We start from the raw sequence: 15,860 nt of genomic DNA, 5'->3' as shown, positions 1-15,860 counted from the left end.
TTATCTTGATGCACGCATTGCTTTGATTTCTTGGAAAATATCGGCTTGCCACTCATTATTTAACCAATGCCCCGATCGTGTAATCGCCTGATATAATCGTGTTTCATATTCTAAATCTTTAATTTCCAACCCACCAAATTGAGCCAAATGCGATGTCATAAACTGAGTATCTAATAGTTGGAAATGACCTAACCTTAACCGTGCAACTAAATGTACTAATGCAATTTTCGAAGTGTCAGTTTTTCTTGAAAACATGCTTTCTCCAAAAAAAGCTTGCCCAATTGACAGCCCATATAACCCACCCACCAGATGATCCTTGTCCCACACTTCTACAGTATGAGCGTGACCTCGTTCATAAAGCTCAAAAAACAAAGAACGTATGGGCTGATTAATCCATGTTTGTTCTCTTTGAGGTGTCGGATGTGCACATGCATCAATCACCGCTAAAAAATCGGTATCGACTTTAACCTCGTAAGGATTGGCTAAAACAGTCCTTGCCAACCGTCTTGATAAATGAAACTCGTCCAAAGGAAGAATACCTCTTTCCTCTGGACGATACCAATATAATCTTGGATCATCTTTATCATCAGCCATAGGAAAAACACCTTGCCTATAGGCTTCTAACAAAATATCAGCCGTAATCTCTTCGTTGCTTACTGACATATTTTAAGAGGCTGCATATTCGTCAAAACGTTGTTTACGAATATATTCAATCGTTTCCTTTGCCAAAGGTCCATGTTCACGTTCCAATCGACGTGCAACAAAATGCACGCGCGCCAATGCACGATAATGCGACAAGAACGCTGCATTCAAAGATGCACCACACAAAGCACTAACCACAGGCATCATTTGTAAACTCAATTTTTGTGACAAGCTAAGGCCATATTGATAAGAAATATCCGCCATTAACAATACCATAGGTCGCCCACGCAACATTAATCGCGCAGAGAAAAAGCCTAGTTCATTTTCCTCATTAGCACGCCCTGCATTTCCAAAAGAGCGCAGCGCAAAGACTTCTAAACAGGCTCTCTTTGTATCTTCATTGGATAGATCCTCACCTTCTTCCTGAGCGATATTAGCAATCTCTCGCATCAGCGCCAATGTGGTAAAACTGATATCAGGCAGCATTCCTGTAAATCCAGTAAAACCACCCACAGCACCAGAAGTAACGACCATTGCTTGCATCACCGAGCTGCGTATTTTGTTATAGTTTGGTAAATTCTTCAAACGACCTGATTGATGATCCATACCTACAATTGCAACATCAAAAGCAATCTGAACGGCACTATTAGCTAAATTTTGTATTTTCTGTTGAAAATTGCCAGACAACCCAAGGCTACGACTACTTAATTTAACCGCATGTCCCACAGCGCCCCCCATAATATCAGCAAGACGCAGCAAAACCCCTCGACCAGATTCCAATTTATCCAGCGCTTGCGTCAATTGGGCAATTTCTTGATCGTTCAAAGAAAGTGGTGTTAAACTTGTATGATCTTTAATGGTCATTTGCGAAACCTTCTTTTTCTTGGTATCATGATATCAAAACGAATGAATAATAAAGTAAATTACAATATCATATTATTTTTTAAAAATTGAACCTACTTTATCATCAACTTGATTTCATTGATCCCGTTTAAAGTATCTTTATTCAAAATATATGGCATAAAAACCATCTTTTTTTAAATCTCTGTTATTCTACTTTTTATTATTGATTGCTGCATAAAAAGATTTATTTGTAATATAACTACTGGAAAAGGATTTATCAAATGTTCCGCTTTACAAAAAAAACAATTACCCAAACGCTTTTGTCTTTTTCTCTTCTCTTTGGCAGTGTTGGAATAGCAAGCTCTTCTTTTGCACAACAAAATACAGCACGCCCCACCCCAAGTCCTGGCATGTCAGAATATCAACCTGTGCAAGAATACACCAGTTCAATGACTGCTACACAATCCGATAGTGTTACTTCTAAAAAAGGGCCTGGATTACCTGGTTCGACCCCAAGCCAATCCCCTAACAGACCATATAATGGACCATCCATTAATATTCCAGGAACGGGTATTCGTGCTTATTTTGACGCACCTGTTTCCCCGCCCTATAATGCCGCAGCATCTTATGACACATATGCTGGACAACCCGGTGGCAACAGAAATGCAATCTTACAACAGAGTGTTGGAGACGGATATTAATTTTATATTGCGCACTTGTTTGTGCATTCTTTTACTAATGCACAAACAAATATAACTTATTTAGCAAATACTAAATATAACATTTTATATAACACTAAAACATGTTAGCATTTCTCAATTAAGTAAACTAATTTATTCTGCACTAAAAAATTAACCAAGCAATAAATAACACATATTTTACGAGAGCAAATCTTCGATACAAAAAATCTACTTAAAACACAAAAGCAGTTTTTATTAACCAAACTTGGTTCAATCACTTGGCTTTAATACTTATACAACGAATAATTATTCCTTTATCCAATGGTGGTTTAATAGTGTTGATGAAGCATTTAATTTCTGTGGGAATCTAAGTTTAAGGCTGATGTTGCTTTTAGCAAGTCATTTAAATCTTTGTACAAATCTACTTCCCCCTTTTTCAAATATGAAATAGAGAGAATTTTATGTAACAAAAATTTTTATTTATTTTATAACATACTTACATACTGGTATTTTATATAGTAACTTAGTTGTTATATAAGAAAGAAGAAAGCTAAATAAGAATAAAATTGTTACATTATTATACCAGTACAAATTATAATTTTGAGTGAAATAAATAATTATAAAAATATAAGCATCATGTAATAAATATATACCAAAAGATTTCTGACCAATATCATTCATTAGATTTAAATTAATCTTTGTTAGAACGAATCTTAGTGCAAACACTAAACTGATACTAGAGATGTAAATAAACAAAGATGTACCATACCAGTGTAATTCACCATAAAGGTCACCTTTCTTAGCATCAAGGTAATATACAGTAGATACAGAGAAAATAAAAATAGCAGTTGCTAAGAAAAAAATCATTTTATTGTTTTTTTGTACTTTATTAAAAATAAGGTAACCAATAATAAAATAGGATATATAAGGGCTAGGAAAATCAATTCCTCCAAAACGAGAAAGAAATTCTGAATTATAACCAAAGGTATTTAATGTACTTTGAAGTTGCCCAAAAATTATAGAAAGTGCCAATAAAAATAAAATGTTTGATGTTCTCGTTTTAATCACCATTTTAGCAATAAAAGGTGCAAGCAAATAAATAAGTATTAAAGGATACATGAACCAAATTTGAACTGTCGCCCCTGTAGAACCAAATACCCCATTATATTTGATTAGCGATGTAAGTAAGGCATTACCTAAAGGTAAATTATCATGAGCTATTAAATAAACAAAATTAGTTATAAAGCAGCAAAAAAATATTGCTACAATAAATCGAGGTAATCTCTTTATATAAAAACTTGCGATATCATCTGTATTGGCTTTTTGAATAATAAATGCACCTGATAACATAAAAAAGATAGGTACACCGCAACGATCAATTGAATAAAAAATTGATTTAAAACCTAGTGAAATATTAGCTGTATTCTCATGACAGTGCGTAAATACAACTAAAGCCATACAAATGGCTTTTAATTGATCTACCCACTCAATTCTATTCTGTTGTACCAAAGAAGACATAATAGCTCCATATTATTATTACATTATAGTTCTACGTATTATATTATCTATAATGCAATACGCCCTTGCGTGGCCAGCTGATCGACGCGTTCATTCTCAGGATGGCCTGAGTGCCCTTTAACCCAGTGCCATTGCACTTGATGACTTTCTGCTGCTGCTTCCAAACGTTGCCATAAATCAGCATTCGCAACGGGTTTCTTAGCCGAAGTTTTCCAGCCATTCCGTTTCCAACCTGCCAACCACTCAGTAATTCCTTTTCTTACATACTCGCTATCTGTATATAAATTGACCAAACAAGGACGAGTTAATGTTTCTAAAGCCACAGCAGCAGCGGTTAACTCCATACGATTATTCGTTGTCTCTGCTTCCCCACCAGATAATTCACGCTCTTTTCCACGACAACGCAATAATACTCCCCATCCTCCTGCACCAGGATTGGGACTGCACCCGCCATCTGTCCAGATATCAACAGGGATTAAAGTGGCACTGGCATCATGTTCCATCAGAAAGCGCTATCAATGTTTGATGGTATCGAAGGCGGTATAGATATGGTTTAGGGTTTTTTGGTGTAACCAAGGCATCCGCAGGCGTATGAATCCAATCATGTAGCCGCGTTAATAAAAACCTAACTGCTGCACCCATATTCAATATTGGGAAAAAACGTTTTTCCTCGGTCGTTAACGGACGTATAGTCTCATACCCATTTATCACGGCGGCCGATAAATTCGTTAGACAACGACCATCATCCTGAAAACACCAAGCATTAATCGCAATAGCCAAATCATAGGCTAAGAAATCAGTACAAGCAAAATAGAAGTCAATAAACCCACTTAATTGATCTGGCGCAGAAAAAAACACATTATCTGGGAAGATATCAGCATGGATTTGCCCAATTGGTAAATTATTCTTATCAGTTGGCCATTGGGATAATATTTCTTGTAAAACAGGTTCAATCTCTTGAATCAATTGCTCTTGATCGTAGCCCTTTGATTTATTTAATAACTCTTGCCAAGAATCTGGACCCACATTATTTTTTCTGCATTTGGTAAAACCTAAACCAGCCAGATGTAGTTGGGCAATGGCTTGCCCTAGTAAAAAACAATGATGTTCAGTGATTTCAGACGCTTCTTTTCCTTCAAGAAAAGTAACGATCGCTGCTGGTCGTCCAGCAAGAACAGTCAACGCAACGCCATCTTTATCGACAACAGGCAAAGGACATGAAACACCATGTTTAACCAAATGCCCCATATATTCCAAATACCAAGGTAATTCCTCAGCCTTAATTCGCTTTTCATAAAGCGTTAAAATATATTTGCCCGTCGTTGTTTCCAATAAAAAATTACTGTTCTCAACTCCCTGAGCAATTCCCTTCAATTTTACAAGATCACCGATCTCGTAATTTTGTAAACATTGCGAGACTTCCTGTTCTGAAACTTGCGTATAAACGGCCATGAATAAGCCCTATAATTCCTAATTATCCTAGTGGTGCTGGTAAACTGAAGGTAACGTGTTCTTCTTTAACAATACGCTCTTCAATGTTGAGGCTAAACCTATCAGACAAGGCTTCAATAATTTCTTGCACCAACGTCTCTGGCGCAGAAGCACCGGCTGTAATCCCTAATACATTAACCCCATCCAGAGCATCCCATTCTAAATTTTCCAATTTAGGAATCAACAATGCTTTTGGTGCTCCAGAGCGTTCTGCAACTTCACGTAGACGTTGTGAGTTAGAAGAATTAGGTGAGCCAATCACAAGTACTAAATCACATTCTGGCGCTATTCTTTTTACAGCCTCTTGGCGATTCGTGGTTGCATAACAAATATCTTCACGTTTAGGGCCTTCGATCTGAGGAAAGCGATCACGAAGAATTGCTACAATCTCAGCAGTATCATCAACTGAAAGAGTTGTTTGCGTTATAAATGCTAATCTTGCTGGGTTCTCTGGTTGAACCGTTCTCGCTTCATCTGCATCTTTAATCAACGTTACTGCACCAGCAGGTAATTGCCCCATTGTGCCGACAACTTCAGGATGTCCAGCATGTCCAATCATCAAAATATGACGAGAGTTTTCTCCACCATTGGCAAAATGACGCTCTGCTTCTCTATGCACTTTTGAAACCAACGGACAAGTAGCATCAAGATAAAGCAAATTACGGCGTTCTGCCTCTAGTGGCACCGTTTTAGGCACACCATGAGCAGAAAACACAACATGCGCATCTTGCGGAACTTCATCAAGTTCTTCTACAAAGATCGCACCTTGTTTTTCTAAATCTTCAACAACAGTACGATTATGAACAATTTCATGACGCACGTAAACAGGAGCACCATACCTGCGCAATGCTTCTTCCACCACACGAATGGCACGATCTACACCCGCACAAAAACCACGTGGTCCAGCCAATAAGACTTTTAATGCACGAGAATCTGTCGCAGAGGATTCTAAATTTTGACTAGGCATGACTTTTCCAAATAAATAATTAATGTATATACTATATATTTATAGTTTGATCGGTAGGCAAGATACCATTTCACATTAAGAATTTAAATATACAGTATATTCCACATTTAATCATTTTGCTTTATGTTATGCAAACATCGTTGTTCTTAATCAATATACTATCATGGCAGTAAAAATATGATTCTTTTAAACATTCTTCAAAAACCAGTATTAAACACTTTGTTTGTTCCAATAAGTGCCAGCCTTTTCCTCTTAGGATGTAATGCAAAAGAAACATATGATTTCCCACCTGCTTGTCCCAAGGTGACGGTTCTTTCCTCTGCCTCTGATGCCTATCAATTTTCAAATAATACAAATGATCTTGCTCATCTGGTAACCAAAGCAAGTATCTTAGGAGCCGAAGGAAATTGTATAGACGATCCTAAAAACGAAGATAATAAAGAAAAGAAAAAACGAAAAAAAGCGTATACCGATAAAATCGATACAACGATGAATGTCGTCATTCAAGTCAAACGTGGTCCTGCAGCACAAGAACGTCGCTATCAAATTCCATACTTTATTACGATGATTAAAAACGGCGAGATTATAGATAAACAGCAATTTGTTGCAAATGTACAATTTCCAGATAACATCGATCAAGTTACTTTAAAATCTGATAAAATATTACTCAAAATCCCAGCAACAGCCGATAGACAACCAGATGGATATGAGCTGTTTATTGGTTTTCAATTATCACCAGAACAACTTGCGTATAATCGTGATCATTTCAGACCTGTACAGTATAAGAGTTACTGATAATTTTAAACTGCAAGGTTATTATACGTAACCTTGCAAGCTCTAACATCTAAACCCGTCCGTTTTGAACATTCTGGTCAATCACTACAATAATATCAACAGACGGAGTTAAAAGATTTAAATTTACTTCGGCAGCATGCTACCCGTAGCAACAAAACGCTCATGCCAAGAAAGAGCTTCTTTTAAATAATGCGGTGTATACATCGAACCATTATCTAAACCTTTTTTGAAATATTCTCTTAATAAAGGTCTAAAGTTTGGATGTGCACATTTTTCAATTAATAATTCTGCACGTTGTTTCGGAGCAAGCCCTCGCAGATCAGCCAATCCATATTCTGTCACTACGGCATGAATATCCATAGAGGCATGATCTACTCTAGAAACCATCGGAACAATTGCAGAAATTGCACCATTTTTAGCCAAAGATGGTGTCATAAAAATTGTAAGTTTAGAGTTTCGTGCGAAATCACCAGACCCACCAATCCCATTCATCATGCGCGTACCCATAATATGGGTTGAATTAACATTACCAAAAATATCAATTTCAATAGCAGCATTCATCGCAATACACCCAAGACGGCGTATGACTTCAGGATGATTACTAATTTCTTGAGGTCTCAGAATAATTTTATCGCGGAACTTACTGATATTATCATTAAAATACTGTACTTTCTCAGGGCTAAGTGAAAATGAAGTCGCTGAAGCAACACTCATTTTTCCACTTTCCAACATTGCTAACATCCCATCTTGGATCACCTCGGTATAGGCTGTCAGATTTTCAAAATCTCCTTGACTTAACGCTTCCATCACAGCATTGGCAACATTTCCAACCCCTGATTGTAATGGTAAGAATTTTTCTGGAATTCGACCTTTCTTTTTTTCATCTTTTAAGAATTCCATCAAATGACCTGCAATCATACGCGCATTATCATCAGGTGGGCTAAACGGAGTATTACGATCAGACGTATCGGTTTCTACAATAGCAACCACCTTCTCAAGATCAACCGTCATATAATCAACACCAATACGATCTGATGGAGTACGAATAGGGATAATATCCTGCGGATAATTGGTGGAAACTTCCCAAATGTCGTGCATTCCGTCTAGTTCTTCGGGTTGCCATGAATTAACTTCTAAAATAACTTTTTTAGCACTATTTAACCAGAGCTGGTTATTCCCAACTGCCGACGAAGCAATCAATGTGCCATCTGCACGAACACTTGACAATTCAATAATTGCAACATCCATATCACCGATTGCACCGCTACGATAAAAAGGAGCAACCTGACCCAAATGCATATCAAAATAGGTTGTATCACCATTGTTAATACGCTCACGCATTTTTGGGTCTGTATTAAAAGATGACCGATAAGAAACACCATTGACTTCTGCAAGAACACCATCCATTTGAGGACCAGTTGAAGCACCCGTCAGCACTTTAATTTTGAACTCTTCACCTTTATTATGAGATTCTTTTATGCGCTGAGCCAAAGCACCTGGAACAGCCTTAGGATAACCTGAGCCTGTAAAACCACTAACCCCCACTAAATCACCATGCTTAATCCATTGTGCAGCATCCTCTGCACTACATATCTTACGTTGTAATCCAGTATGATGAATACGCTTATCTTGATTCATAATGCCCTCTTATTAATTGTAATTGAAACAATATAACCCGCTTTGCCCTCAAAAAGAGATAAAAAACTGTACATACGCAGCACAAAACACCGTGAGCGCATATTCTAGAGATTCCTTTTATGAAATATATGATGCAAATTTTGTACTTTATGTTTAAAATACTTTCTTATGTCTAGTTTGTTTTCATCGAACCCTAAATCTTTGCGTATTATTGGAGACGTGCACGGTGATTGGCACGCCTTTAAGCACGCCGTACATACAAACCATTTTATTATACAATTAGGCGATTTGGTTGATTACGGCGCAGAAAGCGGCAAAGTCATGGCTTTGATGTTAAAAGTCATCGAAGAAAAAAGAGGATTATTTCTTATTGGAAATCATGATCGCAAACTAGGGCTCGTTCTTAAAGGGCATAAACCTCGTATAGATAATGCCTTGAATGAGACAATTGAACAAATTAACAGCCATCATGATAAAGAGCTACCCGAAAAAATTATCCACGCCTTAGAACAGGCTCCAGCTTGGATTGTTCTTAAAAAACTTATTTTCGTTCACGCAGGCTTTCACACAAGAATGCTTACAGAACAACCACCTCTAAACCCATTGGCACAGATTAATCCTCTTTTATCTAGAGCTTTGTACGGGGAAACCAGCAATAAACTTTATAAAAGTGGATATCCTGTACGCAAATTAAAATGGGTTAATCATATTCCCGAAGGATATACTTTATATTGTGGTCATGATTGCCGTTCAACCGATGGTAGACCTTGGGTACGCAAAGGATATGCTGGTGGCACAGCAATATTTATGGATACAGGCGCCAGCAAAGGCGGGCATTTATCATGGGTTGATATTACTTTATAAATATCATTATTTTTATTTAAAAAGGATCATATATAATGAGCTCTCCTTCTTCTGCAGATGCTTTAGAACAATTACAAAATCTTCGTCTTAGTATTGATAATATTGATAATGCTTTAATTCATATCCTAGCAGAACGTTTTCGTTTGACTCAAACAGTTGGAGAACTCAAAGCAACTCATAACCTTCCCCCTGCAGACGCGCAAAGAGAGGCAAGACAAATTGCGCGTTTACGTGAGATGGCGCAATCCGCACGGTTAAATCCTGACTTTGCTGAGAAATTTTTAAATTTTATTATTAAAGAAGTGATTCAACATCACAAAGCCATTGCCGAACAAAAAGATAGTAAATAATGCCTACATCCTCTTATTTAACTCTTTTTATCCTAAGACATGCTAAAGCAAGCGATCACGCTAATACTGACTTTGATCGCCCTTTGACCAAAAAAGGACAGCAACAAGCGATTGAAAAAGGAACGCTACTCAAAAATAAAACTCCTCTTATCGATACGATCTTATGTAGTGCTGCCAAACGAACCGCTGAAACACTAAGCTACTTAGATATAAATATCGATAAATCACAGATTATTACTGATAATAATCTGTATCTTTGTGATCCTGAAATTTTATTAGCTTGTACACAACAAATCACCCATGGGAAATCAGCACTAATCATCGGGCACAATCCTGGACTACATCAATTTGCTTATGATTTACTTTCTATTAATCCGTTACATCAAAGCGTGCTGCAAGATTCTCTATCTAGATCCCTTCCTAAATGTGCGCTTGTAGAAATTCATTTCTATTGTGAAAATTGGTCTGAAATTAACTGGCATCAAGGATTGTTGTCCTCTTATCATCCATAAAACTTGCACGCCTCGCATAGACGTGACAAGATATGTTTCATTTTTTGTTATAATATTTTTAATAAATCAGTCTTAATAACTTTAATATTTTACTTAGGAGTAAGTGTATGACTCAAACCACGCCAACCGCTCCATCTTTTAGCCCACCCCAAGATGAAGGTTCTGTAACCATTACTTATAAAGGGCAAAGCTCAGTATTGCCCGTTTTATCGGGGACTAACGGCAATAATGTTATTGATATACGCAACCTACAAAAAGACCTCAATTTATTTACATTCGATCCAGGCCTTGGAACAACAGCGTCTTGCGAAAGTAAAATCACTTACATTGATGGAGAGAAAGGTACTCTACTTTACAGAGGTTACCCTATTACACAACTCGCTGAAAAATCAAGTTTTCCAGAAGTAGCTTACTTACTTTTATATGGAAATTTACCTACGCGTCATGAATATAACGAATTCGTCAATCGCCTAGAAGAAAAATCGTTACTACATGAACAAATCCGTAACTTCTTCAATGGATTTCGTCGTGATGCCCACCCAATGTCCATCCTTTGCGGAACGGTTGCTGGTTTGTCTGCTTTCTATCCAGAAGGTACAGATACATCAAATGAAGAAAGTCGTGATATTGCGGCTGTTCACCTCATTGCCAAAATTCCGACAATCGCTGCATGGGCTTACAAATATTCTCGTGGTGAACCCTTTGTTTACCCCAGAGCAGATTACTCATATTCAGAAAACTTCCTAAATATGCTTTTTGCTCGTCCAGATGCTCCTTACAAAGTTAATCCTATTCTTAGTCGAGCATTAGATCTTATTCTGATTTTACATGCCGATCACGAACAAAATGCATCGACTTCTACCGTAAGACTTACAGGTTCTACGGGGGCTCATCCTTTTGCATGTATTGCCGCGGGTATTGCGGCTTTGTGGGGACCTGCTCATGGTGGTGCCAACGAAGCTGTTCTAAAAATGCTTCATACCATTGGCACGAAAGAAAATATTCCTGATTACATCGCCCAAGTCAAAGATAAAAACAGTGATGTGCGCTTAATGGGCTTTGGACATCGTGTCTATAAAAACTTCGATCCACGAGCACAAATCATGAAAAAAACGTGTGATGAAGTACTTCGCGAATTAGGAACCGATGATCCATTATTAGAGCTTGCAATGGAATTAGAAAAATACGCTCTACAAGATGAATATTTTGTAAAACGTAAATTATATCCAAACGTGGATTTTTATTCTGGCATTATTTTCAAAGCAATGGGCATTCCAGAAACGATGTTTACTGCACTATTTGCGGTTGCTCGTACAGTCGGCTGGGTCAGCCAATGGAAAGAAGCGTTTAACGATCCTTTACGCAGAATCTACCGCCCTCGCCAGCTATATACTGGCCCAACAGAACGCGATCTTAAAAACTCAAAATAATTCAAACTAAAATAATATTCAGGAAATTTAGTGTTTTAAATTTCCTGAAGCTTCGGCACAATTACATCCACGAGTTCCACCGTCTGATACATTATAAAAATAATGATCGATCCATTCAGAAACCAACAAACGCGCTTCTGTAATAGACGATTCGGGATGATAGATTCTATACAAATTTGTGCAGCTCTTGAACACTTGAACCTCATCCACCCCTGCTGATTTTAACTCTTGATAAGCTGTAATAACAGAGCGTTCACATCGACGTTGTATATTATTTGCCAGAATAGTCATCAGCGATTCCCAATTTATTAACAAAAAGTTAAGAATAAGAAGCAATACCATCTAAGTAAAGTCACTTTATAATAAACTGTTGATGATTTCTTGGGACTTTTGACATTTTTAACACGATATTTACTGATTTTTTATAAAAAACCATATATATAAGATTGAACATCACAAGTAAGATTTTAAAACAGGACACGAACTTATTATGTCTCAAACAACAACTGCTTCTACCAGAAAACAACCTCGTTCTCCTCGTATGACCGAGTGGGATCGTGATGCTGCATTAATTACAGCAAGATTATTACTAGAAATCAAAGCTGTTAATTATCGCCCAAATGATCCTTATCTTCTGACTGCAGGTTGGAAGTCTCCTGTTTATATTGATTGCCGCAAGATTATTTTCTTTCCCAGAGCCAGAGCAAAAATTATTGAATTAGGTGTAGAGAAAATTTGTCGCCATGTCGGATACGAATCTTTTGATGCTGTGGTTGGTGGTGAAACGGCGGGGATTCCTTTTGCTGCATGGTTTGCAGATCGCATGATGACACCGATGGCATATGTGCGAAAAAAACCAAAAGGATTTGGACGTAATGCACAAATCGAAGGCGACGTTCCAGAAAATATGCGCACTTTGTTAGTTGAAGATTTAACCACAGATGGTATGTCTAAAATTGGTTTTGCCAAAGCATTACGCGATGCAGGTGCAATCGTAGACCATGCCTTCGTTGTCTTTTTTTATGGCGTATTTACCAGTGCCTATCAAACGTTAAGTGAAATGGGTATTACGCTTCATTCACTTTGCACATGGTGGGATATTTTAGAAGTAAGCTCTGAATATCCATATTTTTCAAATGGCGACACTTCTGAAATCAGACGCTTCTTAGAAGATCCTTGTGCTTGGTCTGCCAAACATGGTGGTGTCAGCAATGAACAAGAAGCATTAGCTTATAAAAAAGCACGTTTATAGTTCATAAATCTTTGTCATACAAATGACCTATCATATCCTTGCATTTGATTCTGGTATTGGGGGGCTTGGTATTGTCCAAAGCCTCCAACAGCAGCTTCAAAACACTTCTTTTAATTTATCGATCGATTATTTGGAAGATAATTTAATCTTCCCTTATGGCGAGCAAGAAGATAATTTTTTAATTCAAAGAATTATTAATTTAATTGGTATTGCAATTGATCGGTTAGAGCCTGATCTGGTAATTATTGCCTGCAATACAGCCAGTACAATTGCCCTACAGGCTCTGAGAGAAAATTACCCAAATACATCCTTCGTCGGCTGCGTTCCACCCATTCGTTGGGCTGCTAGGATCAGTCAATCTAAGCATATTGGGCTATTAGCAACGCGTGCCACCGTGAGAAGACCTTATCTTACAAGTTTAAAAGAACAATTTGCAGCAGATTGTCAACTGATTGGATATGGCTCACCGACTTTGGCACAAATTGCTGAACGCGTTTTTAGGCAAGAGGCATATAATTCAGAAGATATTCAAAAAGAAATTGATGCATTATTACAGATGCCATCAGCAGACCAAATCGACACTGTTTGTTTAGGATGCACTCATTACACTTTTGTCTTACCTCATCTACAAGCGTTATCGCCTCGTCATATTCAGTGGCTAGACCCTGCAAATGCTGTGGCAAAACATGCTTTAGACATCATGTTGCAGAGCAATCATTTACCTAACAATAACATTCCACGAAAGAATAATTTTTATTATACTGCCTTACCCACTGAAGATAAGGCTTTGTTAACACAAATATTAACAATGGGTTATACAGACTTATCACATTTCGAATCTTAAAAGTGACGATTAACAGTATATCGAGCAATATCCTCAAATAAGCTGTGTAGTTCTCCTTCAGGAAAAAAACGAATAGCATCACATGCCTTGTTGGCAAAATTCATGGCCTCTTGCAACGTTGCCTCTAGAGCTTGATGTTTATGAATTAAGAACAGAGCATGTTTCAAATCATCTTCGTTTTGATCGCAAGCTTCAATAACCCGTTCCCAAAATTTCTTTTCTTCTGCATCTGCTTGTTGATAAGCAATCAAGATAGGATAAGTAATTTTTCCCTCACGGAAATCATCACCAACTGTCTTACCTAACTCTTCTTGATTTGCTGAATAATCCAACGCATCATCCACAAGTTGAAAAGCCATTCCTAAATTGAGACCGTAAGCTTCTAATGCTTCTTCTTCTTTCAAAGACCGTTCAGCAACAATTGCCCCAACTCGACAAGAAGCGGCAAAAAGAGCAGCAGTTTTACCATAGATGACTTCATAATATCGAACGATAGATGTCGATAAATCATTTTGTATCGTCATTTGCAACAATTCGCCTTCTGCGATCGTCGCAGAAGCTTGGGAAATAATGCGCATGACTTCCAATGATCCATCTTCTGTCATAATCTGGAAAGCGCGGGAAAATAAAAAATCCCCCCCTAACACAGAAGCTGCATTCCCAAATACGACATTGGCACTTTCTGCCCCACGTCGCAACAAGCTTTCATCCACCACATCATCATGTAATAAAGTGGCCGTATGCAAAAATTCAATACACGTTGCCAAACGGACATGACGAGGCATCACATCATCAGGGCTGTATTCATATCCACATAACCGAGCTGAAGCCAACGTTAACAAAGGGCGTAATCGCTTGCCCCCAGCAACAATAAGATGCGCAGCTAACTGTGAAACTAATTCTACAGAGCTTTGCATTCTATCCATAATGACACGATTACAAAGCGTCATATCTTCGTCTAAGTAATCTAATAATCTTTGTAAGGGTTCTTTTTTATCCATTGAGATGGGCTTCTTACTCTTCTATCTTTTTATAGAATTGTTACTTTCAATTCCAACCAACTATGTGTAAAACTTTAAATATTCTTATTCAATCCAAAAACAAGACTATAGAACATTTTTATCTTTAACACCTCACTTATTATTAAGTTAGTATATAATTTATTTTGTCGAAACATCTTTTTGGTTCATGATTTATGCAATCGCTATCATCTTCGTCCTCTTTTATACACCATAAATCAAAAAAAACATCTGATGGAACACTTCTCGGAGGAAAGATTTTCTATCGACAATATCAAGAAGGATATAGAACGGCACTTGAACCCATTTTAATGGCGGCATCTATTCCAGCAAAACCTGGTCAAACCATTATTGAAGGCGGTTGTGGCGCGGGGGCTGGATTAATGTGCCTAAACTATCGTGTTCCAAATATTACAGGCATTGGTTTTGAACAAAATCCAAAAATGCTTACATTGGCAAATGAAAATTTTCAACTTAACCATATGAATCGCCTTAAGGTTGTTGAAGTAAGCCTTCCAAAACTCCCAAAGCGTCCTTTTGATTTTCTGTCCAAAGGACAAGAACACGTCGATCATGTCTTTGCCAATCCTCCTTGGCATGCCCATAATAGCTTTCCTTCTCCTGATCTGCAAAAAGATTTGGCAAAAAGACTCCCAAAAGATTGTCTTGCAGAATGGATCTATGCACTGAGCCGACCATTACGCCAAGGCGGCACGTTAACCCTTGCTCTCTCTGCCTCTTTATATGTTGAGGCCAGCGCGATCATGAATCAGTATAAACTAGGATCTATCGTTTTATTTCCATTATGGCCAAAACTGAATCGCTCTTCTCGAATCATTTTATTACAAGGGCGTATGGGATCTACGGGGGGAAGTCAGATCTCTCCAGGTATGATTTTACACAATGAAAATGGTGATTTTACCACCCAAGCCAATCATATCCTCAGAGATGGACAAATGCTTTGCTTACTTCCTTAAAACAAATTAAATTAGATAAACAACCCATATAAAAATCA

General features: G+C 37.6%; 18 protein-coding genes. 9 read left to right on the top strand and 9 right to left on the bottom strand.

Annotated elements, in window-relative coordinates; all coding sequences use genetic code 11:
• The gene (gene aat / locus PQG54_RS00810; RefSeq protein WP_271789362.1) at positions 1 to 663 is read right to left on the bottom strand and encodes a leucyl/phenylalanyl-tRNA--protein transferase; all 663 of its coding nucleotides are present in this window, start codon (positions 661 to 663) and stop codon (positions 1 to 3) included.
• Positions 664 to 666: 3 nt separating this feature from the next.
• Positions 667 to 1,506, bottom strand: coding sequence for an EcsC family protein (locus PQG54_RS00805; RefSeq protein WP_271789363.1), 840 nt, complete (start codon positions 1,504 to 1,506; stop codon positions 667 to 669).
• 260 nt (positions 1,507 to 1,766) lie between these two features.
• Here PQG54_RS00805 and PQG54_RS00800 point away from each other — a divergent pair, with 260 nt between their 5' ends.
• The gene (locus PQG54_RS00800; protein ID WP_271789364.1) at positions 1,767 to 2,186 is read left to right on the top strand and encodes a hypothetical protein; all 420 of its coding nucleotides are present in this window, start codon (positions 1,767 to 1,769) and stop codon (positions 2,184 to 2,186) included.
• 459 nt (positions 2,187 to 2,645) lie between these two features.
• Here PQG54_RS00800 and PQG54_RS00795 read toward each other — a convergent pair whose 3' ends face one another.
• The 4 genes from PQG54_RS00795 to ispH are packed head-to-tail and all read right to left on the bottom strand — an operon-like array spanning position 2,646 to position 6,141.
• On the bottom strand, positions 2,646 to 3,683 hold the full coding sequence (locus tag PQG54_RS00795) for an acyltransferase (RefSeq protein WP_271789365.1): 1,038 nt from the start codon (positions 3,681 to 3,683) through the stop codon (positions 2,646 to 2,648).
• Between the two features lie 47 nt (positions 3,684 to 3,730).
• A complete protein-coding gene (gene rnhA, locus PQG54_RS00790) occupies positions 3,731 to 4,186 on the bottom strand; it encodes a ribonuclease HI (RefSeq protein WP_271789366.1) in 456 nt (151 codons plus the stop codon).
• Positions 4,176 to 5,135, bottom strand: a complete 960-nt coding sequence (locus PQG54_RS00785) for a homoserine kinase (RefSeq protein ID WP_271789367.1) — start codon at positions 5,133 to 5,135, stop codon at positions 4,176 to 4,178. The genes rnhA and PQG54_RS00785 overlap by 11 nt, the downstream gene beginning before the upstream one ends.
• Before the next feature lie 22 nt (positions 5,136 to 5,157).
• Entirely contained in the window at positions 5,158 to 6,141 is a 984-nt protein-coding gene (gene ispH / locus PQG54_RS00780; RefSeq protein WP_271789368.1) for a 4-hydroxy-3-methylbut-2-enyl diphosphate reductase, read from the bottom strand.
• A gap of 177 nt (positions 6,142 to 6,318) precedes the next feature.
• Here ispH and PQG54_RS00775 point away from each other — a divergent pair, with 177 nt between their 5' ends.
• The gene (locus PQG54_RS00775) at positions 6,319 to 6,936 is read left to right on the top strand and encodes a hypothetical protein (protein WP_271789369.1); all 618 of its coding nucleotides are present in this window, start codon (positions 6,319 to 6,321) and stop codon (positions 6,934 to 6,936) included.
• Between the two features lie 123 nt (positions 6,937 to 7,059).
• Here the strand turns inward: PQG54_RS00775 and PQG54_RS00770 are convergent, their stop codons facing one another.
• Positions 7,060 to 8,574, bottom strand: a complete 1,515-nt coding sequence (locus PQG54_RS00770; protein ID WP_271789370.1) for an acetyl-CoA hydrolase/transferase family protein — start codon at positions 8,572 to 8,574, stop codon at positions 7,060 to 7,062.
• 168 nt (positions 8,575 to 8,742) lie between these two features.
• On the opposite strand from PQG54_RS00770, the gene PQG54_RS00765 reads away from it, so the two are divergent.
• The 4 genes from PQG54_RS00765 (at position 8,743) to PQG54_RS00750 (ending at position 11,730) form a co-directional block, all read left to right on the top strand.
• Positions 8,743 to 9,438, top strand: a complete 696-nt coding sequence (locus PQG54_RS00765; protein ID WP_271789371.1) for a metallophosphoesterase — start codon at positions 8,743 to 8,745, stop codon at positions 9,436 to 9,438.
• 35 nt (positions 9,439 to 9,473) lie between these two features.
• A complete protein-coding gene (locus PQG54_RS00760; RefSeq protein ID WP_271789372.1) occupies positions 9,474 to 9,788 on the top strand; it encodes a chorismate mutase in 315 nt (104 codons plus the stop codon).
• Complete coding sequence (locus PQG54_RS00755; RefSeq protein WP_271789373.1) at positions 9,788 to 10,300, top strand: SixA phosphatase family protein; 513 nt, start codon at positions 9,788 to 9,790, stop codon at positions 10,298 to 10,300. The genes PQG54_RS00760 and PQG54_RS00755 overlap by 1 nt, the downstream gene beginning before the upstream one ends.
• A gap of 107 nt (positions 10,301 to 10,407) precedes the next feature.
• Complete coding sequence (locus tag PQG54_RS00750; RefSeq protein ID WP_271789374.1) at positions 10,408 to 11,730, top strand: citrate synthase; 1,323 nt, start codon at positions 10,408 to 10,410, stop codon at positions 11,728 to 11,730.
• Between the two features lie 27 nt (positions 11,731 to 11,757).
• On the opposite strand, the gene PQG54_RS00745 is transcribed toward PQG54_RS00750, so the two are convergent.
• Positions 11,758 to 12,021: a hypothetical protein gene (locus PQG54_RS00745; protein ID WP_271789375.1), complete on the bottom strand. Its 264-nt coding sequence runs from the start codon at positions 12,019 to 12,021 to the stop codon at positions 11,758 to 11,760.
• Positions 12,022 to 12,220: 199 nt separating this feature from the next.
• Between PQG54_RS00745 and PQG54_RS00740 the strand changes: the two genes are divergently transcribed.
• Together PQG54_RS00740 and murI are read left to right on the top strand one after the other, a co-directional pair.
• Complete coding sequence (locus PQG54_RS00740) at positions 12,221 to 12,982, top strand: orotate phosphoribosyltransferase (RefSeq protein ID WP_271789376.1); 762 nt, start codon at positions 12,221 to 12,223, stop codon at positions 12,980 to 12,982.
• Between the two features lie 22 nt (positions 12,983 to 13,004).
• On the top strand, positions 13,005 to 13,826 hold the full coding sequence (gene murI / locus PQG54_RS00735) for a glutamate racemase (protein WP_271789377.1): 822 nt from the start codon (positions 13,005 to 13,007) through the stop codon (positions 13,824 to 13,826).
• Here the strand turns inward: murI and PQG54_RS00730 are convergent.
• Positions 13,823 to 14,827, bottom strand: coding sequence for a polyprenyl synthetase family protein (locus PQG54_RS00730; RefSeq protein WP_271789378.1), 1,005 nt, complete (start codon positions 14,825 to 14,827; stop codon positions 13,823 to 13,825). The genes murI and PQG54_RS00730 overlap by 4 nt on opposite strands.
• Before the next feature lie 194 nt (positions 14,828 to 15,021).
• Between PQG54_RS00730 and PQG54_RS00725 the strand changes: the two genes are divergently transcribed.
• Complete coding sequence (locus tag PQG54_RS00725; RefSeq protein ID WP_271789379.1) at positions 15,022 to 15,822, top strand: tRNA1(Val) (adenine(37)-N6)-methyltransferase; 801 nt, start codon at positions 15,022 to 15,024, stop codon at positions 15,820 to 15,822.
• Positions 15,823 to 15,860: the final 38 nt, after the last annotated feature.

The organism is Commensalibacter communis, from assembly GCF_947179015.1.
Classification (GTDB): domain Bacteria; phylum Pseudomonadota; class Alphaproteobacteria; order Acetobacterales; family Acetobacteraceae; genus Commensalibacter; species Commensalibacter communis.
This window is presented reverse-complemented; position numbering and strand designations above follow the sequence as displayed.